Raw genomic sequence first — 20,653 nt, forward strand, 5'->3', positions numbered from 1 at the left:
GTCGCCCCGGGGAATGAATCCTGGCGTAAACCGTCACCGCCAGGTGACGGTACTTCAGACGATCATCGCCGCAAGGGCCTACGAGCACGGTAACCTGCCGCTGACACGGAGGGAGAGGGGAGGCTGCCATGGCAAAGCTCGACATGACTCCGGGGGCACAGATACCCCTTACGGACGGCGCCGGGCCGCAGAGCGCGGTCACCCAGGCGCTCTCGTCGGTTGCCTACCGCGACACCGAGCTGGACGAGTTCATCGAAAAGGTGGAGGGCGTCAGCAGGAAGACCGGCTGGCACGACCTCTTCCGGCCGAATCTCGGCGAGGCCTGGAGCAAGGCCATCATCACGCGCACCCTCGGTGCCAAACGCAAGCCACTGGTGCCCGCGTTCGGCACCGAGCCCCGGATGGTGGTCGAACACTGCCTCGCCGCCGAGGAGTTGCGCGCCACCCGGGACAAGCGGCTGATGCTGGTCACGCTGGTCTTCGGCCTGCTCTTCCTGCCCGGCACGGTGATCTGGCTGGCCGGCTACGAGCTGCGTCGGCGGACCCAGAACGGCAAGTGGGACAAGGTGTTCGGCCCGCTGATCTGGCTGATCCCGGCCGCGCTGACCCTCTTCCTCGCCTGGAAGCCGCCTTTCAACGGGTTCTGGGGGCTCTACACCCGCATCGTCATGCTCGCCCCGATCGCCGGCTGGTTCATCGCCAAGCAGATCGTGATCAGGTCGGTCAAGGACCTGCGGGCCCGCTGGGCCGACGTGCTCGACGGCAACCTCGGCGCCGCCGTGCTGCCCACCGCCGTCCCCAAGAGCGAGAACGACAAGAAGGCCACCGCGCTCAAGCAGGGCCTCACCCAGCTGATGATGGAGCAGGACACCAACGTCCTGCACTACGCCGGGGTCAAGGGCATACTCGGCCTCGGCCGCCGCTTCTGCTCCTGGGAGATGGTGGAGGACCTCAAGCCCGCCGAGGGCTTCGAGGAGTTCCGCACCTTCCACGTCTGGGACCTGGTCAAGAAGATCACCGACCGGATCAACGGCACCATGGGGCGCAGCCATGTCGCCAACGGCGCCGTGCCGGGCGCCTCGGTCGAGCAGTGGGTGATCCAGGCCATCGGCGCCGGCGCCGACGAGATCAGCCGCCCCAGCGGCCCCGACATGGACGGGCCCCGGATGCGCGACCACGCCGTGGTCAGCATCGCCAACCAGCAGGACTTCGGCAAGGGCGGGCTGCGCCACTACCTGGGCACCCAGTTCGTGCTCAACAGCGGCCAGTTGATCGTCAGCGTCACGGTCACCGTCACCGTGCTTGCCAACACCCTGCGGGTCTCGGTCGCCGGGCACACCCTGCCGCCGCTCGATGGCCCGTTCGGCGACAAGCCCAAGGCGAGGGAGAAGTCGGTGCCCAAGCCCGGCAAGTTCTGGGAGGAGCGCACCGTCCAACTCCCGCTGGTGGACAACATCGAGGTGGTCCGCCAGGCACTGCGGGCACCGTTCCTGTGGGCCCCCGGGCTGCTCAACTGGCTCGGCGGCACCCTGAAGCTCCCGGAGCCGTTCGGCCTGCGCACCGCATGGGTCAGCCGGACCTGGGGCAACCGGTTCATGGCCGACGACTCGATTCGGATCGCCAGCCCCGTGGTCAGCGCGGTGCTGAGCGCCACCCTGGACTTCCTGGCGGACCACGACGTCAACATCGATCGCTTCACCAACCGCGGCCTGATCCTCAAGTCCGAGATGCAGGGCGCCCGGCCGTTCGACGCGGACGAGTACAGCGCCTCGTGACGGACGTGGGGTGAACGATCGAAAGGGCCCGCTCCTCGGAGCGGGCCCTTCGGCTTGGCGTCTCAGGCCTGCTGCGGCCAGGCCTCGGCGAGCATCTTGCGGGTGTCGGCGAGCAGCTGCGGCAGCACCTTGGTGTGGCCGACCACCGGCATGAAGTTGGTGTCCCCGCCCCAGCGCGGCACCACGTGCTGGTGCAGGTGCGCGGCGATCCCGGCGCCGGCCGCCCCGCCCTGGTTCATGCCGATGTTGAACCCGTGGGCACCCGAGGCCGCCCGCAGCGCGGTCATCGCCTGCTTGGTGAGCGCCGCCAGCTCGACGGTCTCCTCGTCGGTCAGCTCGGTGTAGTCGGCCACGTGCCGGTACGGGACCACCATCAGGTGGCCGCCGTTGTACGGGTACAGGTTGAGCACCGCGAAGACGTGCTGGCCGCGGGTGATGATCAGCCCGTCCTCGTCGCTCAGCGAGGGGATCGTGCAGAACGGGCAGCCGTCGTCCGGGGCGGGCCCGGTCGGCTTGTTCTCGCCCTGGATGTACGCCATCCGATGGGGGGTCCACAAACGCCGGAAGCCGTCCGGCTCCCCGACTCCCTGCTGCAGTACCGGCTCACTCGTCATGCTGATCAGCATATTCGTCCGGAGCACCGGACAGACAGGCATGGGCCGGACTCCCGGAAGGAAGCCCGGCCCCACACCTCAGTACTCGACTCGGTACCGGACTGCTCAGACCTGGATCCGGCGCTGCACCGCGTCCACGATCTCGGCGACGGCCTCGGCCGTCGGCACACCGTTCTTCTGCTCACCGTTGCGGTAGCGGAAGCTCACCGCGCCGGCCTCGACGTCGTCGTTGCCCGCGATCAGCATGAACGGGATCTTGGCCTTCTGGGCGTTGCGGATCTTCTTCTGCATCCGGTCGTCCGAGGCGTCCACCTCGACCCGGATGCCGTGCTTCTTCAGCTCCGCCGCGACCTCCTGGAGGTACGGCACGTGCTCGTCGGTGATCGGGATGCCGACCACGGTGACCGGGGCCAGCCAGGGCGGCATCGCACCCGCGTAGTGCTCCAGCAGCACGGCGAAGAACCGCTCGATCGAGCCGAACAGCGCGCGGTGGATCATCACCGGACGCTGGCGGTTGCCGTCCGCGCCCTGGAACTCCAGGTCGAAGCGCTGCGGCAGCTGGAAGTCGACCTGGATGGTGGACATCTGCCAGGTGCGGCCGATCGCGTCCCGCGCCTGCACCGAGATCTTCGGACCGTAGAACGCGGCACCGGCCTCGTCCAGCACGAGCTCGAGGTTCTGCTTCTCGGCCGCCTTGCGCAGCGTCTCGGTGGCCTCTTCCCACTCCTCGTCCGAGCCGATGAACTTCTCCGGGTCCTTGGTGGAGAGCTCCAGGTAGAAGTCGGTCAGGCCGTAGTCGCGCAGCAGGTCCAGCACGAAGGTGAGCAGCGAGTCCAGCTCGCCGGCCATCTGCTCCTTGGTGCAGTAGATGTGCGCGTCGTCCTGGGTGAAGCCGCGGGCGCGGGTCAGGCCGTGCACCACACCCGACTTCTCGTACCGGTAGACCGTGCCGAACTCGAAGAGCCGCAGGGGCAGTTCGCGGTACGACCGACCGCGCGAGCGGAAGATCAGGTTGTGCATCGGGCAGTTCATCGGCTTGAGGTAGTAGTCGTTCTCGCCGTCGAGCTGCATGGGCGGGTACATGCCGTCGGCGTACCAGTCCAGGTGACCGGAGAGCTCGAACAGGGTGCCCTTGGTCGCGTGCGGGGTGTAGACGAACTCGTAGCCCGCCTCCTCGTGCCGCTTGCGCGAGTAGTCCTCCATCGCCCGGCGCATCACGCCGCCCTTGGGGTGGAAGACGGCCAGGCCGGAGCCGATCTCCTCGGGGATGGAGAAGAGGTCGAGCTCGGTGCCCAGCTTGCGGTGGTCGCGCTTGGCGGCCTCCTCCAGGAACTCCAGGTGGGCCTTCAGCTCGTCCTTGGTCGGCCAGGCGGTGCCGTAGATGCGCTGCAGCATCGGGTTCTTCTCGCTGCCGCGCCAGTAGGCGCCGGCCGAGCGCATGATCTTGAACGCCGGGATCATCCGGGTGCTGGGCAGGTGCGGGCCGCGGCAGAGGTCGCCCCAGCAGGTGTCGCCGGTCTTGGCGTCCAGGTTGTCGTAGATGGTCAGCTCGCCGCTGCCCACCTCGACGTCGGCACCCTCGCCGGCGGTGGCCGCGGAGCCCTTGAGGCCGATCAGCTCCAGCTTGTACGGCTCCTTGGCCAGCTCCTCGCGGGCCGCCTCGTCGGTGACCACGCGGCGGGAGAACTTCTGACCCTTCTTGATGATCTCCTGCATCCGCTTCTCGATGGCCTTCAGGTCATCGGGGTGGAACGGCTTCTCGACGTCGAAGTCGTAGTAGAAGCCGTCCTTGATCGGCGGACCGATGCCGAGCTTGGCCTCGGGGAAGATCTCCTGCACGGCCTGGGCCATCACATGGGCGGTCGAGTGGCGCAGGATGTTCAGGCCGTCCGGGCTGGCGATCTCGACCGGCTCGACCTCGTCGCCGTCCTGGAGCTGGTAGCCGAGGTCCTTGAGGGCCCCGGCCACCCGGGCGGCGATCACGCTGCGGTTGTCGGCGAACAGCTCGGCGGCGGTAGTGCCCGTGGTCACCACGCGCTCTTCCCGATCGGGTTCGCGGTTGATGATTACCCGGACGTCCGTCACCGGTCTCTCCTGACGTGCTGGATCTGATGGCCGCAGCTGCTGCTGCTTGCCCCCGATGGTACCGATCCGACCGGTCCCGCCGTGCACCCTGCCCCGCGGTCCCCCACCGGGCTGCCCGACGCGGGCCGGGCACCGGGGTCGACTTCCCGAACCGGCTGGTCAACACGGGGTTGAGCCGGTACTGCCCCGGGGTATCACCTGCTCGGAACCCGCACCGCCGCAGCTCCACGTGGGCGACGGACCGTCAGCGGTGCGCGCAGGGAGCATCCGGGGCTTCTCCCAGGGGATGTGAGGGGTGGTCATCATGCAGGACTCGGAGTGGTACGAAGGTCCGCTCGCCTCCTTCGACACCGAGACCACCGGCGTGGACGTGGAGCGGGACCGGATCGTCTCCGCCGCCCTGCTGCTGCAGTCCGCGCCCGGCGCCCCGGTCGAGCGGCTGACCTGGCTGGCCGATCCGGGAGTCCCGATCCCCGACGGCGCCCGGGCGGTGCACGGCATCACCGACGATCAGGTGCGGGCGCACGGGCGCCCGCCGCAGCAGGTGATAGCGGAGATAGCGGGCGCGCTGGCCGCCCAGGCCCGGGCCGGTGTGCCGCTGGTGGTGATGAACGCACCCTACGATCTGACGCTGCTCGACCGGGAGTTGCGGCGCCACCACCAGAGCACGCTGGCCGCGCGGCTGGCCGGCGCCGAACTGCTGGTGGTCGACCCGCGGGTGCTGGACAAGCACGTCGACCGCTACCGCCGGGGCCGCCGCACCCTCACCGACCTGTGCGCGCACTACGGGGTGGCGCTGGAGGGCGCGCATGACGCGGGCGCGGACGCGTGGGCCGCCCTGCAACTGGTCCGGGTGCTGGGCGAGCGGCACCGCACCGCGCTCGGCCGGTTCTCCCCCGCCGAGCTGCACCTGCGGCAGACCGTCTGGCACGCGGCCCAGGCCCGCGGGCTGCAGGACTGGTTCGACCGGTCCGGCGCCCATGAGCAGGTGGACCGCTCCTGGCCGCTGCGCCCGGCCGCCTGAGGCCGGCCGGGTGACCTGCCGTCAGCAAACACATCGGGCCCAACTGCCTTGGCAGTTGGGCCCGATGTTGTCCGGTGGGCGATACTGGGATCGAACCAGTGACCCCTTCGGTGTGAACGAAGTGCTCTCCCGCTGAGCTAATCGCCCGGGCAACGAGAAGAACAATAGCACCTTCCCCGAGGCGTCCCGCAAACCGGTTGATCTTGAGCGGCCCGACGCCCCGACAGCACCCTTGCCGGCGCGGCCCGGTGACGGCGACTCAGTTCGGAACCGAGCCGGTGGTGCGGACGGCACCTCACAAAAGCGCCCTTGCGCGGAACCGGAAAAAGCGTAGGACCCTGGTCGAAATACCAGGGTCCTACGCCTTGCTGTGCAATCCGGTGGGCGATACTGGGATCGAACCAGTGACCCCTTCGGTGTGAACGAAGTGCTCTCCCGCTGAGCTAATCGCCCGGGTGCAGAGAAAACATTACCGCATCCCGAGGGGTGCTCCGAACCAGCTCTCCGCTCCCCCTCCCGGGCGGCCCGCCACCGGCCCGACCTGCCCAGCTCACCGCCCCGGCCATGATCGTCGATCACTCCCCCAGAGCGTCCGGCAACGCGTCCGGCACCACGATGCGTCACCCCCGATATCCGTCCGGACCGCCGTTCCGGAGGCATTGCCCGGCCGTTCCCGGCTTTGTCCGGCCGTTCCGGGGCTTTGGACAATGCGCCGGACGAGTTACGGGCGGGCCCCGAATCGGGACAGACGGGTTTACATCGCCGCCGGAGGTGGGATGGTCCGTTCGCCGACGTGCGATTCCCCGAGCGCACACTGAGCGAAAGGCCATGGCGCTTATGAACACCACGGTCAGCTGCGAGCTGCACCTGCGCCTCATCGTGTCGAGCGAGTCCTCACTGCCCGTCCCCGCGGGTCTGCGCTACGACACCGCCGACCCCTATGCCGTGCACGCCACCTTCCACACCGGTGCCGACGAGACCGTGGAGTGGGTGTTCGCCCGCGACCTCCTCGCGGAGGGGCTGCACCGACCCACCGGGACCGGAGACGTCCGGGTGTGGCCGTCCCGTAGCCACGGGCAAGGGGTCGTCTGCATCGCGCTGAGCTCTCCCGAGGGAGAAGCCCTGCTGGAAGCACCCGCCCGGGCGCTTGAATCGTTCCTCAAGCGCACCGACGCCGCCGTGCCGCCCGGCACCGAACATCGCCACTTCGATCTGGACCGGGAGCTGTCGCACATCCTCGCTGAGAGCTGACGCCCGAGGGCATCCCTGGGCCCGCTCGATACCGACCGATGGCCGTCCTACTCGGGGGCACGGCCATCGACTCGACCGCGCACACCGTCGCAGCCCGTGCGTGCACCACACCCGCACGTACCGGCCACGGTGTGCGCCGAGTCAATCGCTCCACCGGCTTCACCAGGCAACCGGCGCCCGGTGCCACGCCCCGCCCGCCCACTGCGGCGCAGCGGTGGCGGCGGCTCCGGGCGCCTTCCGGCGTCTGCGGGGCGCAGCCCGGTATTGTTCCGCGGTGATGACCGCCCCCCAGTCTTCGGCCGGGCGGTACCCCCAGTGGGCGGGTCCGACCGCCCCCCGGTGCACGCGAGGAGTTCCCACGTGCTGATCACCCATGACACCGAGTGCGCCCTCGGCATCCTCGTCGAGTTGCTGAACACCGCACCGGAGGTGGCCGGCGAGGAGCAGTTGCCGGATGTGGCCGCCGTCGACGCGTTCGTGGTGCGCTGCGACATCGGTGAGCTGGACGCGGTGGGGCCGGACGACGTGACGGCCGTGCAGCGGCTGCGCGGGCAGCTGCGGGAGGTCTTCACCGCGCCGTCCACCGAGGCCGCCGCCGAGCTGGTGAACAGCCTGGTCGCGGCCGTGAACGCGACGCCGCGCCTGACCAATCACGACGGCCACGGCTGGCACATGCACTACTTCGCCCCGCACGCGGCGCTGGCCGACCATCTGGCGGCCGAGCTGGGCATGGCGCTGGGGCTGATCCTGATGGCCGGCGAGCGGGAGCGGCTGCGGCGCTGCGAGGCGCCGGACTGCGCGCGGGTCTTCGTGGACCTGTCGCGCAACCGGTCGCGCCGGTACTGCGACAGCCGGACCTGCGGCAACCGGATGCACGTGGCCGCCTACCGGGCACGGCAGCGGTCGGCGGCCGACGCGGAGGACCAGGGCGTGCCGGTGGGGGCGTGACCGGGCGGGTGCCCGGCGGGCTCGGGGTGCGGGGCTAGATTCCGCGCTTGCGCAGGATCTCCTCGATGTCGGAGAAGTCGCCCAGTTCCTCGGCCGCGCTCTTGCCGGGGCGGGCCGAGCCGACGGACGGGCGCGGGGCACTGGCACCCGTAGCCGGCGACGCGGGCTTGGCGGTGGCCTTGCGGCGACCGCCGCCGCTGCCGTCGCCCTTGTCGCGGCCGGGCCCCCGGCCGACGCCGGTGGCCGCCAGCAGCAGCGCGGCCAGGCCCAGCAGGCCGATGCCCGTCCAGACGCCCGGGTCGAGCACCAGCTTGGTGGCCCAGTTGCCGAGGGCCCGGCCGATGGCGCTGCCGACCGGGAGGAGATCGGTCAGGTAGAGGCCCGCGGGCACCAGGGCGGCGGCCGCCCAGCGGACCGCGGTGCGCCAGCGGCGGTGCCAGCCGTGCAGGCCGGCGATCACCAGGCCGGCCGCGCTGAGCAGGAAGCAGAGGGTGCCGCTCAGCATGGCCGGTCCTGGCCGGTGCCGTGAACGGTGCTGGACATGGCTCCTCCGGAGCTGGTGTCGGTGCGGGCTCTCCCTTAGTGGAACACTGGGCGCATGATCGAAGGTTCCCTCCCCCCGGTGGAGTTCTGGTGCGAGCTCCAGTGCCCGGACTGCCGCAGCGCGCTCGACGATGTCCGTGCCCTGCGGGACCGCTTCGGTGACGCGCTGACCATCACGCTGCGGCACTTTCCCCTGGAGAAGCACAAGCATGCCTACCCGGCGGCCGAGGCGGCCGAGGAGGCGTTCGCCCAGGGCAAGGGCTGGGAGTACGTCGAGGCGGTGCTGGCGCGGGTCGCGGAGCTGGACCAGCGCGGACCGGAGCTGCTGGTGGAGGTGGCCGCCGAGCTCGGTCTGGACGCCGAGGAGGTCGACCTCGCGTTGATCGACGGGCGGCACATGCTCGTGGTGGACGCTGACCAGGCCGAGGGCAAGGCGATCGGCGTGACGGGTACGCCGACGTATGTGGTGGCCGGCAAGCGTCTGGACGGCGGCAAGAGCCAGGAAGGGCTGCTGGAGGAGATCGTGGCGCTGCTGGAGGGGTGAGCAGCGGGGCTTGCTCGACGCAAGCCCCGCCTCACAGTGACTTTGCGAAGTCCCGCTTGGTCAGCCGGAATCCCAGCGACGCGTACAGCCGCCTCGCCACGTCGTTGGCGACATACACATTGAGGCCGAGCTCCCGCACCCCGGCGGCCAGGCACTGTCGCTCCGCGGCGAGCATCAGCTCGCGCCCGTAACCGTGGCCCCGGCGGTTCGGGGCGACTTCGAGGTTCATCACCCAGCCGCGCGGGCGGCCGTCCGGCTGCCGCCGGTCGCCCAGGGCGACCCAGATGCTGCCAACCGGCTCCCCGTGGGCGAGCAGCCGGCTCATGGCCATGCCCGGGGTGCGGTGGCCCTCGGGGAGCAGCCTGGCGTCGTCGACGGCGACCCGTTCGGCGGCCTGACGATCCGTCATGCCGACCCGCACCAACTGGGCGTGGTAGTCCCCGTTGATCCCGTCCAGCCAGTCGCGGAACTCCTCGTCGCCGATCGGACGGAGCGTCAAACCCGGCCTGCCGTACGGCAGTTCACCCAGGGATTTGCCGAGCTTGTGGCTGGTCTCGGTGTAGCCGAGCGCCACGGCCAGGGCCTGGCCGCCCGCCGACTCGACGGGCACCGAGATCTCGACCCGGGTGCAGCCCCAGCCGCGCAGCACCTCCTCGGCGGCGAGCGCGGCGACGGTCCCCCGCCCGCGCCGCAGTCCCTCGGTGATCTCCAGCGCCTCGATCCGGCCGACCCGGAAGCTGTCGTAGCGGCTGTCGGCGGTCACCACCGAGCCGACCGGCCGTCCGTTGACGCAGACTTGCCAGCGCCGGGTGCGCCCGCCGTCGGGCAGGCCGGCTTCCGGTCCATCGGGACGCAGCGTGGTGGTCACGTCCTCCCCCTTCCCCGCCGCTTGCGGCGGCTAACGATGGCGGCCGACCGGTGCCGTGCGGCAGCGAACCGGCGAGGTGCGGCTAGCGCGGGTCCGGGTCCTCGGCGGCGCGGGTGGTGAAGGTCGCCATGGCGCGCGCGGTGATCGGGCCCGGGGCGTCGCCGAGTTGGCGTCCGTCGACCCGGGTGACGGCCTGGACGTCGCGCAGCGAGGAGGTCAGGAAGACCTCCTCGGCGCGGTCGAGCACGTCGAAGGGCAGCTCGGTCTCCTCCGCTCCGCACCAGTCGACGACCAGGGCGCGGGTGATGCCGGCCAGGCAGCCGGAGGCCAGCGGCGGGGTGAGCAGCTTGCCGTCCAGGACCACGAAGACGTTGGAGCCGGTGCCCTCGCAGAGTCGGCCCGCGGTGTTGGCGAAGAGCGCCTCGGAGGCGCCGGCGCGGTGGGCGGCGGCGAGCGCGATGACGTTCTCGGCGTACGAGGTGGTCTTGAGGCCGGCCACCGCGCTGCGCTCGTTGCGGGTCCAGGGGACGGTCGCGACCGCGGTGGTGTCGGGCCGCGCGGCGACCGCGCTCTGCGCGATGACCAGGGTGGGCGGGGCGTCGCCGCGGTCGGAGCCGAGCGGGCCCAGGCCGCCGGTGTAGGTGATCCGCAGGCGGCCGAGCGGCAGCGGGTGGGCGGCGGTGAGCACCTCGCAGCCCTTGCGCACCGCGTCGAGGTCGGGCGCGGGCAGGCCGAGGCCCGTCGCCGACCGGGCCAGCCGTTCGAGGTGGCGGGTGAGGGCGAAGGTCTGGCCGTGCACGGTCTTCACGGTCTCGAAGACGCCGTCGCCGACGGTCAGCCCGTGGTCGAGGACGGAGATCTCGGCGCGGCTCTCGTCGACCAGCTCGCCATTGAGCCAGATCATGGATCACTCCTCACGCAAGAGTGGGTTGGAGCGGCCCTGCCGGGGCCTACTCCACGTGCTGCCCAGACGCTATCGCGACCAACCGGGCGGCCTTGAGCTCCGTCTCGTCCCATTCGCGTTCGGGGTCGGAGCCCCAGGTGATGCCCGCGCCGGTGCCGAAGCGCAGCGACGGGCCCGCCGGATCGGCCCGGTCGATCCAGAACGTGCGGATGCCGACGGCGAGTTCGGCCCGCTGCCGGTCCGCGTCGACCCAGCCGACGGCGCCGCAGTAGGGGCCGCGCGGGGCGGTCTCCAGGGCGTCGATGATGCGCAGCGCACTGGACTTGGGGGCACCGGTGACCGAGCCGGGCGGGAAGCTGGCGGCGAGCAGTTCGGGCCAGCCGGCGCCGTCGCGCAGGGTGCCCTCGACGGTGGAGACCAGGTGCACCAGCCCGGGGTGCTTCTCGACCACGCAGAGGTCGGGCACCGTGATGCTGCCGGTGGCGCAGGCCCGGCCGAGGTCGTTGCGGACCAGGTCCACGATCATCACGTTCTCGGCGCGGTCCTTCTCGAGCAGGTCGTGCTCGGTGCGGCCGGTGCCCTTGATCGGGCCGGAGGAGACGGTCCGGCCGGTGCGCTGCAGGTAGAGCTCCGGGGAGGCGGTGGCGATCTCGATGCCGTGCTCGGGGAGGCGAATCGTTCCGGCATAGGGGGCCGGGTTGCCGAGGGCGAGCAGGGCGGTGAGGGCGTCGATGTCGCTGTGCGCGGGGTCGGGGTCGGGCAGCGGCGCGCTGAGCACCCGGCACAGGTTGGCCTGGTAGACCTCGCCGGCCGCGATGTGTTCGCGGATCCGGCGGACTCCGGCGGTGTAGGCGGCGCGGTCCAGCGAGCTGTGCCAGCTGTCCGGGTGCGGGCCCTGCCAGCGCGGGCCCATGGGGGCACGCCCCCAGCCTGGCGGCCGGGAGGGACCCCCACCCGGCCGGAGGCTGGGGGAGGGCGCGGGCACCGGGTCGGGACGCACCTCGGCGAAGCGGGCGCAGGTCAGGCGGCCCTCGAAGTCGTGGGCGACGGCCCACCAGCCCTCGGTGTCCAGGGCCGCGGGGTCGTGGCTGACCTCGAGGAGTCCGGTGGCGAGCCGACCGCCGAAGCGGGCCATCGGCTGCTCGGGACCGATCGGGAGACTGGCGTGGGACACGGTGCTCCTGCGGGCGGGTGGGGGGTGGGGGTGATTCGAAGTCTAGGGCGGTGACCAGGCCTGGAACGGTGAGGTGGGCGGCACGCTGCGGGAACGGAATTTGAGCTGGCCGAGGTTTCCGCTAAAGTTCAACACGTCGCCGGGAAACGGAGCCGCAGAAAAGCGGCGAAGGTCCTGGAAGACAGGCGGACGTGGCTCAGTTGGTAGAGCATCACCTTGCCAAGGTGAGGGTCGCGAGTTCGAATCTCGTCGTCCGCTCGACGGAGGAACAGCAAGATCGTTCTTCCTGATATGGTTCAGCTGCGGTTCGGCTGAACCGCGTTGCCTGGTGGAGTGGCCGAGAGGCGAGGCAACGGCCTGCAAAGCCGTGTACACGGGTTCAAATCCCGTCTCCACCTCCAACAGTCCTCGGTTCGCCGAGTGACTGCCCGCGCGATTAGCTCAGCGGGAGAGCACTACCTTGACACGGTAGGGGTCACTGGTTCAATCCCAGTATCGCGCACCGACGCCGGCCCTGGGTTGGGCTGGACAGTTGAACAGGCGCGATTAGCTCAGCGGGAGAGCACTACCTTGACACGGTAGGGGTCACTGGTTCAATCCCAGTATCGCGCACGGTCATCCACCTGCGATGACGTGCAGCACAGTTGGACAGGCGCGATTAGCTCAGCGGGAGAGCACTACCTTGACACGGTAGGGGTCACTGGTTCAATCCCAGTATCGCGCACGGTCACTCGACTCGGGGTGACGTGCACAACGTCCCAACTGGCGCGATTAGCTCAGCGGGAGAGCACTACCTTGACACGGTAGGGGTCACTGGTTCAATCCCAGTATCGCGCACCAACGAAGGCCGGATCCGCACTGCGGGTCCGGCCTTCGGCGTTGTACGAGGCGCTTCGGCGTTGCCGGCCGGCGGTGCCGTGGTCGGGCGCCCTCACCGACGTCCGACCACGGCACTCGTGGCCGCCGGAGCCCGGCACCCTGCCGCCCGGCCGGGGAGTGTCCCCGTGCGGCGCCTGCCTCCGGCCGGCACCCGCTCCCTGTCCCCTGGGAGCCGGTGCCCTCCTCACAGCGGCCGCCGTCCGGCCGGTCGCTGTCCCTGGGATCAACGGTAGGGCCGGGCACGCTCGGTGGCGTCATGCCTCGGTCTCGTCCTGAAGGCATCCGCGAGGATGACGATCACACCTGGGGACTACGTCTTGGGGCGGACGGCCCGACGCGGTGCCCCTCAGGGACAACCCTGATGCGAGGAGTCGGACAATCCCATAGGCGGCTCGGTGTTGCGTATCAGCACACCGCAGCCGACGTTCCGTAAGCTGTGCCCTGCAGGAACTGACGATGCCCCAACACCCGGGGCCCTTCTCACGGGTTGCCCACCTGACGGGCCGACGGGACAGACATGGGCATGATGCGGCTGAGGCGTGAGGACCCCCGCATCGTCGGCCCGTACCGCCTGCACCGGCGACTCGGCGCCGGCGGGATGGGTGTGGTGTACCTGGGATCGGACCGCAAGGGCCAGCGGGTGGCCCTGAAGCTGATCCGGGCCGAGCTCGCCGAGGACGCGGAGTTCCGCACCCGGTTCGCCCGCGAGGTCGCGGCCGCCTCCCGGATCCGGGCCGGCGCCACCGCGCGGGTGGTCGGCTCGGACATCGAGGCGGACCGCCCGTGGCTGGCCACCGCCTACGTGCCCGGTCCGTCGCTCTACAAGCGGGTGGGCGACGAGGGCCCGCTGGCCTGGCCGGAGGTGGCCCGGATCGGTGCCGCACTGGCCGACGGCCTGGTCAAGGTGCACGAGGCCGGGGTGGTGCACCGGGACCTGAAGCCGTCCAACATCCTGCTCTCCCCCAAGGGTCCGCGGATCATCGACTTCGGCATCGCCTGGTCGCGCGGCGCCAGCACGCTCACCCACGTCGGCACCGCGGTCGGCTCCCCCGGGTTCCTGGCGCCCGAGCAGGTGCGCGGCGCCGCGGTCACCCCGGCCACCGACGTGTTCGCCTTCGGGGCGACGCTGGCCTACGCGCTCACCGGTGACACGCCGTTCGGCTCGGGCGCCTCGTCGGAAGTGATGCTCTACCGGGTGGTGCACGAGGAGCCGGACCTGTCCGAGGTCCCGCCCGTGCTGGCCCCCCTGCTGCGCGCCTGCCTGGCCAAGGAGCCGCTGGACCGCCCCGGCGCCTCGCACCTGCACGAGCGGCTGAGCGAGCTGGCGGCCCGGGCCGGGGGCGGCGGGCGGGCCCGCAGCGCCTCGCCGGTGCCGACGCCCGCACCGCGCCCCCGCGAGCAGGGCCTGACGCCCGCCGAGGCGGCGGCGCGCGAGGCCGCGCGGGCGGAGCGGGTGGCCCGGGAATCGGAGGAGGCCCGCGCGCTGGGCCGGCCGCGGTTCGCGCGCTCGCAGCCGGGGCCCGGGCCGGGCCCGTCGGCCGGGCAGGGCCGCCCGGCACCCGGCCCGCGGCCGCAGCGCCCGGCCGGTGCCGAGGCGACCGCGCGGCTGGCCCGACCGCGTCCCGAGGGCGCCGCCCGGCCGGCCCCGGCGCGGGATCGCCAGCACACCCCGCCGCCCGGTCGCGGACCGGCGGCGCGGCGGCGGCTGCTGCGGCAGCGCCTGGTGGTCTTCATCACGGTGACCATCGGGGTGGCGCTGGCGATCGCCGCCGCACAGGGCTGCCAGAACCGGCAGGCGCGCGGGCTGCCGCCGCCGGTGGTGAGCACGGCCCCGACCGCGTCGTCCGGTTCGGTCGGCTCGTCCGGTTCGGTCGGCTCGTCCGGCGCGTCGGCCGGTTCAGCCCCGGCGGGTGGCGCGGCCCCGGCGATCGGGCTGTCGGCGGACGGCGCCCAGCCGTCGGCGCCGGGTGCCGCGCCGCTCGCGCGGGCCAGCGGCGCCACCGGGAGCCCGAGCAGCCCGCTGCCGGGCGGCTTCGGACCGGCCGGCGGGCCGGTGCCGGTGGCGGACTGGCCGAACCGCAGCTACCCGGACCCGGCGGGCGGCCCCGCGATCCAGTTGCAGAACGGGCAGTCGACGGGCCAGCCGCCGGTCGGCCTGACGGCCGTGATGCCGGCCCGCTACCGGGGCGCGCCCGCCGAGGCAGTGGTGCTGCGGCGGACCGAGGGCTCGGTGCCGGTCGACCTGGTGGAGCTGTTCACCTTCAACGGCGACACGCCGACGCTGGCCACGGCCCGCACCTCGACCGCCGACCCGTCCTCGACGGCCACATGGCGGCTGGAGGAGGGCGCCCTGGTGCGGGAGGAGCGGGTCCCCCAGACCGGCGCGACGGCCACCACGCGGTATGCGGTGCGCGGCGACGGCTCGCTGGAGGAGTCCTGGCCCGGCGCCGGGATCTCGGGCGGCACCGGGCTGGGCTCGCCCAGCTCCGCGCCCTAGGCGAACACCGCCGCCGGGCGGTCGGACCGGCCGCACCTCTTGAGGTGTTGGCGCTCGGGGTTGTGCGCCGGGCGGACGCACCCACCAGGCCCGCAGGTGTCCCCGTCGAGCTGGGCGGTGGGGAGCCGGCGGCGCGGGGGCGGCGCTCCGGGTTCGGGGCGCTCGCGCTGGTGGGCGGGGTGGTGGCACCGTACGGGCAGCTGCTGCCGGCGCTGCGCATCGGGTCGCCGAGGGGAGGGCGGCGGCCTGTGACGTGGCCGCCCATCCCGCCCGGTCGGCGCTGCTGCCGCCGGCGGTGCCGCCCGACTGCCGCCCGACATCTTCTGACTGTCAGTCATGGGTGGCACACTCTGCGGCATGGAACGGATCCCGCCCGACCCAGCAGCCAACCCCGACCGGCACCGCGCCGAAAACCAGCGACAGTTGCGCGAGTTCGCCGAGAGCCCGCCCTATCCGGTGCACGGACTGCGGCGCCCGGTCGTGGTGCCCGCGATCCTGGGCGCCTGGGAGACCTTCAACGGCCGGACGACCATGGTGTGCCTGTCCTACGGCTGGTGCAGCGATGCCGCGGAGCCTCCCCCAGCCTTCGGCCGGGCGGGGGCCCCTCCCGGCCTCCCCCGGCCTCCGGCCGGGGGGACCCCCATGGCTGGGGGCGTGCCCCCGTACATCCGGGTCGACACCGGCCCGCCGGGCAGCGCCGGTGAGCCGGCCGATCTGCTGGGTGTGCTGCTGGAGTGGTCGGGTGGGCCGGCCGGGGTCGAGCCGGTCCACGGGCGAATAGCGCAGGGCGAGTTGTGCGTGCTGGGCGACGTCTGGGCGCTGCGGCTGGCGGTCGACGGGCAGGCGGTCACGGTGCTCGGCCGGGGCGTCGACCCGGCGGACGTGGAGCTGGGGCCGGTGGGCGACCTGCTCCCGTACGTGGTCGAGCGCGACCGGTTGCTGGCGCAGCTCTGCTCGGCGCGGTCGGCGCTACCGGAGCCGGAGTTGGCGCCGGCCCACGGGATCGCGGCGGTGCGGGTCTTCCTGGAGACCTTCGTGCCGGGCGGCCCGGATGCCGCCGGGTCCTATGGCGCGCTGGCCCGGCGGGCGGTGGCCGAGCTGGAGGGGGTGCTGCGCTGCGGCCCGGTCCGGGCCAAGTACCTGGTCTACTCGATGGTCAACCAGATCACCGAACTGCGGCAGTCGGTGCCCTGGTTCAGTGCGCCGGACGGGCCGCGGGCGGCGGCCGTGGAGGAGTTGCTGCGCCATCTGGTGCTGGGCCAGCCGGTGGCCAGCGAGCCGGCCCAACTGCTCTGGGAGCAGTACTGGTCGGCCCAGCAGCGGGCCGCCGACGCGGACTTCGACTGGCTGTACGGGCTGTGGGTCGAAGCCTGGACGGATTGGGCTCAGGAGCGCGAACGGGCCGACTGACGGCCGAATATGAGTGTCCGTCACTTTCCGTTGGCGCGATGTTCGCCCGGAGCACTGTTCCGGCGGCTGTACTGGCGCGTAACATCCGGGCAGCCCGATCAGCGGAACCACCGGCCAACCGAAAGGGAACTCCATGTCCTCGATCAACCGCCGCCAGTTCCTGCGTAGGACGGGCCTGGCCGGCCTCTCCGCCGGGGCGGCACTGTCCCTGGCCGGCAGCCCCTTCGCCTCGGCCGCCGGCCTCGACCGGGCGCTCGCGCTGAGCGCCCGCCGGGCCGTGCGGGTCGGTGGCACGACCCTGGAGCAGGTGGCCACCCCCAGCGGCGGCGCGGCCGGCTACCAGCGGCTGGCGGCCGGTCCGGGCTGGCCGCTGGTGGTGCGCGGCGAGCTCGCCGCCGCGCAGTCCGGCCGGGACGACCGCCGCACCGCGCTGGCCAGCTTCGTCCAGTTCACTGACATGCACCTGACTGACACCGAGTCGCCGATGCGCTTCGAGTTCCTGGGCCACCTGGACGACGCCGCGTGCCGCCCGCAGGAGACGCTGACCGTGCGCGGCGCCTCGGCACTGGTCGAGCGGGTCAATGCGCTCGGCTCCGGCCCGTACACCGGCATGCCGTTCAACCTGGTGGTGACCACCGGCGACAACACCGACAACCACGAGCAGATCGAGCTGGACTGGTACCTGTCGGTGATGAGCGGCGGTCTGATCACCCCGAACAGCGGTGACCCCGACCGCTACGAGGGCGTGCAGAACTCCGGCGACCCCGCCTACTGGAACCCCGAGCTGGCCTTCCAGGACACCTACAAGCAGGCCGGATTCCCGCAGCTCCCGGGGTTCCTGACGGCCGCCGGCCGCACCTTCCGCGCCCCCGGTCTGACGATGCCGTGGTACACGACGGTCGGCAACCACGACGACAGCATCGTGGGCACCCTGCCCGACCTCGGGCTACTGGGCGACGTCTACACCGGCAACCGCAAGCTCGAAGGCGTCAACGCGGCGGACGCGGCCCAGATCTTCGCCCTGTTCAAGACCGACCCGGCGGGCGCGCTGCTGAAGATCGGCCAACTGCTGGGCGACGCCAACCTGGTGCGCCAGGTCACCCCGGACGACCGGCGCAAGCCGTTCACGCCCAAGAGCTTCGCGCAGGCCCACCTCGACCCCGCCGTCACCGGCCCGGGCCCGTTCGGCCACGGCTTCACCGCCGACGCCGCCGCCAGCGGCGACCTCTACTACACCTTCCCGATCGCGGACGGCGTGGTCGGCATCAGCGTGGACACCACCAACATGGCCGGGTGGGCGGACGGTTCGATCGGCACCGCCCAACTGCACTGGCTGGAGCACCAGTTGCAGGCGCACAGCGGCCACTGGTACGACACCGACGGCAATGTGGTGCGCGGCGGGGCGGGCGGCGACTACATCATGGTCTTCAGCCACCACACCAGCACCACCATGGGCAACCTGCTGCCCGACCCGCGCAACATCTTCGACGGGCGCCACAACGGCAGCGAGCTGGTCACGCTGCTCCAGCGCTACCCCAACGTGGTCGCCTGGGTGAACGGCCACACCCACATGAACCAGATCACCGCGCACGGCCACGCCGTGCCCGAGCGGTCGTTCTGGGAGGTCAACACGGCTTCGCACATCGACTTCCCGCAGCACGCCCGGGTCATCGAGCTCGCCGACAACGGCGACGGCACCATCTCGCTGTTCACCACGCTGATCGAGTCCGCCGCCCCCTACGCGACGAGCTTCGACGATACCTCGGACACCAACCTGGCCGCGCTCTACCGCGAGCTGTCCTACAACGACCCGTTCGCCAAGCCGGCTGCCAAGATCGGCACTTCGCTCGACCACAACACCGAGCTGCTGCTGGCCAAGCCGAGTCGCTGACGGACCGCCGGGTTCCGCCGGTGGCGGCGAGGAACCGCCGCCGGCGGCGGTCAGCTGACGCGCGGCCGGGTCGCGTAGAAGGCCACGGCTGACGCGGCCGCCACATTGAGGGAGTCGACGCCGGCGTCCATCGGGATGCGGACGTGCGCGTCGACCGCGGCGAGGGTGCCGGGTGCGATGCCGTCGCCCTCGGTGCCGAAGACCAGGGCGAGCCGCTCGTCGTCGCGCGCGGCCAGTTCGTCGAGGGTGATCGCCTGGTCGCTGAGGCAGAGCGCGGCCACCGCGAAGCCCGCCGAGCGGAAGGTCTCGATGCTCCCGGGCCAGGACTCCAGCCTGGTCCACGGCACCTGGAAGACCGCACCCATCGAGACCTTCACGGACCGCCGGTAGAACGGATCGGCACAGCGCGGGGTGAGCAGCACCGCGTCGACGCCGAGGGCGGCCGCGTTCCTGAAGGCGGCCCCGATGTTGGCGTGGTCGACGATGTCCTCGAACACGGCGACCCGCCGGGCGCCGGCCAGCAGCTCGGCCGCGGCCGGCAGCGGCTCGCGGGCCATCGAGGCGAGCGCGCCGCGGTGCACGTGGTAGCCGGTGACCTGTTCGGCCAGGGCCGGCTCCACCACGTGCACCGGCGCGTCGGCCTCGGCGATGACGTCCGCCATCACGGTCAGCCACTTGGGGGTGAGCAGCATCGACCGCATCCGGTAGCCGGCCGCCAGGGCCCGCCGGATGACCTTCTCGCCCTCGGCGATGAACAGGCCCTCGGCGGGCTCGCGGCGCCGGCGCAGCTCGACGTCGGTCAGGCCGGTGTAGTCGGCGAGCCGGGGTCGGCGGGATCGGTGACGGTGTCGGGCTGGGACATGACGGGCTTTCGGTCGGTCGCGGGCTTTCGAGCCGGTCGCGGGCTGTCAGGCGGTCGCGGGCTTTCGGTCGGTCCGGGCTTTCAACCGGTCTGGGCGGCGGGGTCGAGGATCCGTACGACCTCGCCGATCACGATCACCGCCGGCGGGCGGACGCCCTCGGCGACGACGGTCTCGGCGACCGTGCCCAGGGTGGCGTCGATCCGGCGCTGGGCCGCGGTGGTGCCCTCCTGGACCACCGCGACGGGGGTGTCGGCGGACCGGCCGGCGGCCACCAGCTTGGCGGCGATGGCACCGATCCGCTCGACCGCCATCAGCAGCACCAGGGTGCCGCCGAGCCCGGCGGCGGCGTCCCAGTTGACCAGCGAGCGCGGGTCCTCGGGCGCCACGTGCCCGGAGATCACGGTGAACTCCTGGGTCAGCCCGCGGTGGGTGACCGGGATGCCGACCGCCGCCGGGACGCTGATCGAGCTGGAGATGCCGGGCACCACGGTGACCGGGATCCCGGCCTCGACGCAGGCGAGCAGCTCCTCGCCGCCGCGCCCGAAGACGTACGGGTCGCCGCCCTTGAGGCGGACCACGAACTTGCCGGCCTTGGCGTGCTCGACCAGGGCCCGGTTGATCGCCTCCTGGGCCATCTGCCGGCCGTAGGGGATCTTGGCGGCGTCGATCACCTCGACGTGCGGGGGCAGCTCGGCGAGCAGCTCGCGCGGGGCGAGGCGGTCGGCGACCACCACATCGGCGTCGGCGAGCAGGCGGCGGCCGCGCACGGTGATCAGGTCGGGGTCGCCGGGGCCGCCGCCGACCAGCGCCACCCCGGGGGCCCGGTGGCGGTACTGGCGGGCCGACAGGCTGCCGTCCCGCAGCCCCTCGACGATGGCGTTGCGCAGCGCGGCGGAGTGCCGGGGGTCGCCGGTGAGCACCGCGACGGTGGTGCCGGTGTCGTCGTGGCCGCTGGCCGGGGTCCAGGCGGTGGCCGCGGCGGCGTCGTCGCTGCGGGAGCAGAAGATCCGGGCCGCCTCGGCCTCGGCGCTGACCGCCTCGTTGACCTCCGGGTCGGAGCTGGCGACCAGCACGTACCAGGCGTCGGCGAGGTCGCCGGACTGGTAGCCGCGGCGGTGCCAGGTGATCTCCCCAACGTCGGCCATCGCCTGTACGGCGGGGCTGGTGCTCGGCGAGACCAGGTGGACGTCGGCGCCGGCGGCTATCAGGGCGGGCAGGCGGCGCTGGGCGACCTGGCCGCCGCCGACCACGACGACCCGGCGGCCGGTGAGCAGCAGGCCGACCGGGTACGGCGTGAGGCCGGCGGTGCTCGGGTGCGGGCTGGGCGCGTTCATGAGGGGTGCTCCTGGGGGGCTGGGGGCGTTTCGGGTAGAGCAGGGCCCC

General features: G+C 72.2%; 14 protein-coding genes, 8 tRNA genes and 2 pseudogenes. 14 read left to right on the plus strand and 10 right to left on the minus strand.

Annotated elements, in window-relative coordinates:
• Positions 1–128: 128 nt before the first annotated feature.
• Positions 129–1,775: a hypothetical protein gene (locus E6W39_RS07255; protein WP_141632822.1), complete on the plus strand. Its 1,647-nt coding sequence runs from the start codon at positions 129–131 to the stop codon at positions 1,773–1,775.
• Positions 1,776–1,837: 62 nt separating this feature from the next.
• On the opposite strand, the gene E6W39_RS07260 is transcribed toward E6W39_RS07255, so the two are convergent.
• A complete protein-coding gene (locus E6W39_RS07260; protein ID WP_101383759.1) occupies positions 1,838–2,401 on the minus strand; it encodes an HIT family protein in 564 nt (187 codons plus the stop codon).
• Between the two features lie 93 nt (positions 2,402–2,494).
• Positions 2,495–4,474: a threonine--tRNA ligase gene (thrS, locus tag E6W39_RS07265; RefSeq protein ID WP_141632823.1), complete on the minus strand. Its 1,980-nt coding sequence runs from the start codon at positions 4,472–4,474 to the stop codon at positions 2,495–2,497.
• A 304-nt stretch (positions 4,475–4,778) separates the two neighbouring features.
• Here thrS and E6W39_RS07270 point away from each other — a divergent pair, with 304 nt between their 5' ends.
• Positions 4,779–5,498: a 3'-5' exonuclease gene (locus E6W39_RS07270; RefSeq protein WP_141632824.1), complete on the plus strand. Its 720-nt coding sequence runs from the start codon at positions 4,779–4,781 to the stop codon at positions 5,496–5,498.
• A gap of 75 nt (positions 5,499–5,573) precedes the next feature.
• Here the strand turns inward: E6W39_RS07270 and E6W39_RS07275 are convergent.
• Positions 5,574–5,645: transfer RNA gene (locus E6W39_RS07275), tRNA-Val, on the minus strand.
• A 234-nt stretch (positions 5,646–5,879) separates the two neighbouring features.
• Positions 5,880–5,951: transfer RNA gene (locus E6W39_RS07280), tRNA-Val, on the minus strand.
• Positions 5,952–6,335: 384 nt separating this feature from the next.
• On the opposite strand from E6W39_RS07280, the gene E6W39_RS07285 reads away from it, so the two are divergent.
• Both E6W39_RS07285 and E6W39_RS07290 read left to right on the plus strand, forming a co-directional pair.
• On the plus strand, positions 6,336–6,749 hold the full coding sequence (locus E6W39_RS07285; protein ID WP_030056266.1) for an SsgA family sporulation/cell division regulator: 414 nt from the start codon (positions 6,336–6,338) through the stop codon (positions 6,747–6,749).
• A gap of 360 nt (positions 6,750–7,109) precedes the next feature.
• Entirely contained in the window at positions 7,110–7,697 is a 588-nt protein-coding gene (locus E6W39_RS07290; protein WP_101383757.1) for a CGNR zinc finger domain-containing protein, read from the plus strand.
• Positions 7,698–7,731: 34 nt separating this feature from the next.
• On the opposite strand, the gene E6W39_RS07295 is transcribed toward E6W39_RS07290, so the two are convergent.
• Positions 7,732–8,202, minus strand: a complete 471-nt coding sequence (locus E6W39_RS07295) for a hypothetical protein (protein ID WP_141632825.1) — start codon at positions 8,200–8,202, stop codon at positions 7,732–7,734.
• Positions 8,203–8,295: 93 nt separating this feature from the next.
• Here E6W39_RS07295 and E6W39_RS07300 point away from each other — a divergent pair, with 93 nt between their 5' ends.
• The gene (locus E6W39_RS07300) at positions 8,296–8,784 is read left to right on the plus strand and encodes a DsbA family protein (RefSeq protein ID WP_141632826.1); all 489 of its coding nucleotides are present in this window, start codon (positions 8,296–8,298) and stop codon (positions 8,782–8,784) included.
• 31 nt (positions 8,785–8,815) lie between these two features.
• On the opposite strand, the gene E6W39_RS07305 is transcribed toward E6W39_RS07300, so the two are convergent.
• From E6W39_RS07305 to E6W39_RS07315, 3 genes are all read right to left on the minus strand, one after another.
• Positions 8,816–9,652: a GNAT family N-acetyltransferase gene (locus tag E6W39_RS07305; RefSeq protein ID WP_141632827.1), complete on the minus strand. Its 837-nt coding sequence runs from the start codon at positions 9,650–9,652 to the stop codon at positions 8,816–8,818.
• Positions 9,653–9,734: 82 nt separating this feature from the next.
• Positions 9,735–10,556, minus strand: coding sequence for an aminotransferase class IV (locus E6W39_RS07310; protein ID WP_141632828.1), 822 nt, complete (start codon positions 10,554–10,556; stop codon positions 9,735–9,737).
• A gap of 46 nt (positions 10,557–10,602) precedes the next feature.
• Positions 10,603–11,691: a chorismate-binding protein gene (locus tag E6W39_RS07315; protein ID WP_141637590.1), complete on the minus strand. Its 1,089-nt coding sequence runs from the start codon at positions 11,689–11,691 to the stop codon at positions 10,603–10,605.
• A 224-nt stretch (positions 11,692–11,915) separates the two neighbouring features.
• On the opposite strand from E6W39_RS07315, the gene E6W39_RS07320 reads away from it, so the two are divergent.
• The 9 genes and pseudogenes from E6W39_RS07320 (at position 11,916) to E6W39_RS07360 (ending at position 18,407) form a co-directional block, all read left to right on the plus strand.
• Positions 11,916–11,988 (plus strand) — tRNA-Gly (locus tag E6W39_RS07320).
• 69 nt (positions 11,989–12,057) lie between these two features.
• Positions 12,058–12,131, plus strand: a tRNA-Cys gene (locus E6W39_RS07325).
• Between the two features lie 29 nt (positions 12,132–12,160).
• Positions 12,161–12,232 (plus strand) — tRNA-Val (locus tag E6W39_RS07330).
• Positions 12,233–12,270: 38 nt separating this feature from the next.
• Positions 12,271–12,342: transfer RNA gene (locus tag E6W39_RS07335), tRNA-Val, on the plus strand.
• A 40-nt stretch (positions 12,343–12,382) separates the two neighbouring features.
• Positions 12,383–12,454, plus strand: a tRNA-Val gene (locus E6W39_RS07340).
• A gap of 41 nt (positions 12,455–12,495) precedes the next feature.
• Positions 12,496–12,570: transfer RNA gene (locus E6W39_RS07345), tRNA-Val, on the plus strand.
• Between the two features lie 556 nt (positions 12,571–13,126).
• Positions 13,127–14,467: pseudogene (locus E6W39_RS07350) on the plus strand (serine/threonine-protein kinase); the annotation flags it as partial.
• Positions 14,468–15,463: 996 nt separating this feature from the next.
• On the plus strand, positions 15,464–16,516 hold the full coding sequence (locus E6W39_RS07355; RefSeq protein WP_141632830.1) for a hypothetical protein: 1,053 nt from the start codon (positions 15,464–15,466) through the stop codon (positions 16,514–16,516).
• A 133-nt stretch (positions 16,517–16,649) separates the two neighbouring features.
• Entirely contained in the window at positions 16,650–18,407 is a 1,758-nt protein-coding gene (locus E6W39_RS07360) for a TIGR03767 family metallophosphoesterase (RefSeq protein ID WP_141632831.1), read from the plus strand.
• A 50-nt stretch (positions 18,408–18,457) separates the two neighbouring features.
• On the opposite strand, the pseudogene E6W39_RS07365 reads toward E6W39_RS07360, so the two are convergent.
• A pseudogene (locus E6W39_RS07365) lies at positions 18,458–19,269 on the minus strand (TrmH family RNA methyltransferase).
• 81 nt (positions 19,270–19,350) lie between these two features.
• Entirely contained in the window at positions 19,351–20,604 is a 1,254-nt protein-coding gene (gene cobA, locus E6W39_RS07370; RefSeq protein ID WP_141632832.1) for a uroporphyrinogen-III C-methyltransferase, read from the minus strand.
• Positions 20,605–20,653: the final 49 nt, after the last annotated feature.

It is taken from the genome of Kitasatospora acidiphila, assembly GCF_006636205.1.
Lineage (GTDB): Bacteria > Actinomycetota > Actinomycetes > Streptomycetales > Streptomycetaceae > Kitasatospora > Kitasatospora acidiphila.

Excerpts from the sequence above, each read along its gene's own strand:
- E6W39_RS07255 (WP_141632822.1), top strand. The coding sequence starts at position 129 with ATGGCAAAGCTCGACATGACTCCGGGGGCACAGATACCCCTTACGGAC.
- E6W39_RS07260 (WP_101383759.1), bottom strand. The coding sequence starts at position 2,401 with ATGCTGATCAGCATGACGAGTGAGCCGGTACTGCAGCAGGGAGTCGGG.
- E6W39_RS07270 (WP_141632824.1), top strand. The coding sequence starts at position 4,779 with ATGCAGGACTCGGAGTGGTACGAAGGTCCGCTCGCCTCCTTCGACACC.
- E6W39_RS07285 (WP_030056266.1), top strand. The coding sequence starts at position 6,336 with ATGAACACCACGGTCAGCTGCGAGCTGCACCTGCGCCTCATCGTGTCG.
- E6W39_RS07295 (WP_141632825.1), bottom strand. The coding sequence starts at position 8,202 with ATGCTGAGCGGCACCCTCTGCTTCCTGCTCAGCGCGGCCGGCCTGGTG.
- E6W39_RS07300 (WP_141632826.1), top strand. The coding sequence starts at position 8,296 with ATGATCGAAGGTTCCCTCCCCCCGGTGGAGTTCTGGTGCGAGCTCCAG.
- E6W39_RS07310 (WP_141632828.1), bottom strand. The coding sequence starts at position 10,556 with ATGATCTGGCTCAATGGCGAGCTGGTCGACGAGAGCCGCGCCGAGATC.
- E6W39_RS07315 (WP_141637590.1), bottom strand. The coding sequence starts at position 11,691 with ATGGCCCGCTTCGGCGGTCGGCTCGCCACCGGACTCCTCGAGGTCAGC.
- E6W39_RS07355 (WP_141632830.1), top strand. The coding sequence starts at position 15,464 with ATGGAACGGATCCCGCCCGACCCAGCAGCCAACCCCGACCGGCACCGC.
- E6W39_RS07360 (WP_141632831.1), top strand. The coding sequence starts at position 16,650 with ATGTCCTCGATCAACCGCCGCCAGTTCCTGCGTAGGACGGGCCTGGCC.
- cobA (WP_141632832.1), bottom strand. The coding sequence starts at position 20,604 with ATGAACGCGCCCAGCCCGCACCCGAGCACCGCCGGCCTCACGCCGTAC.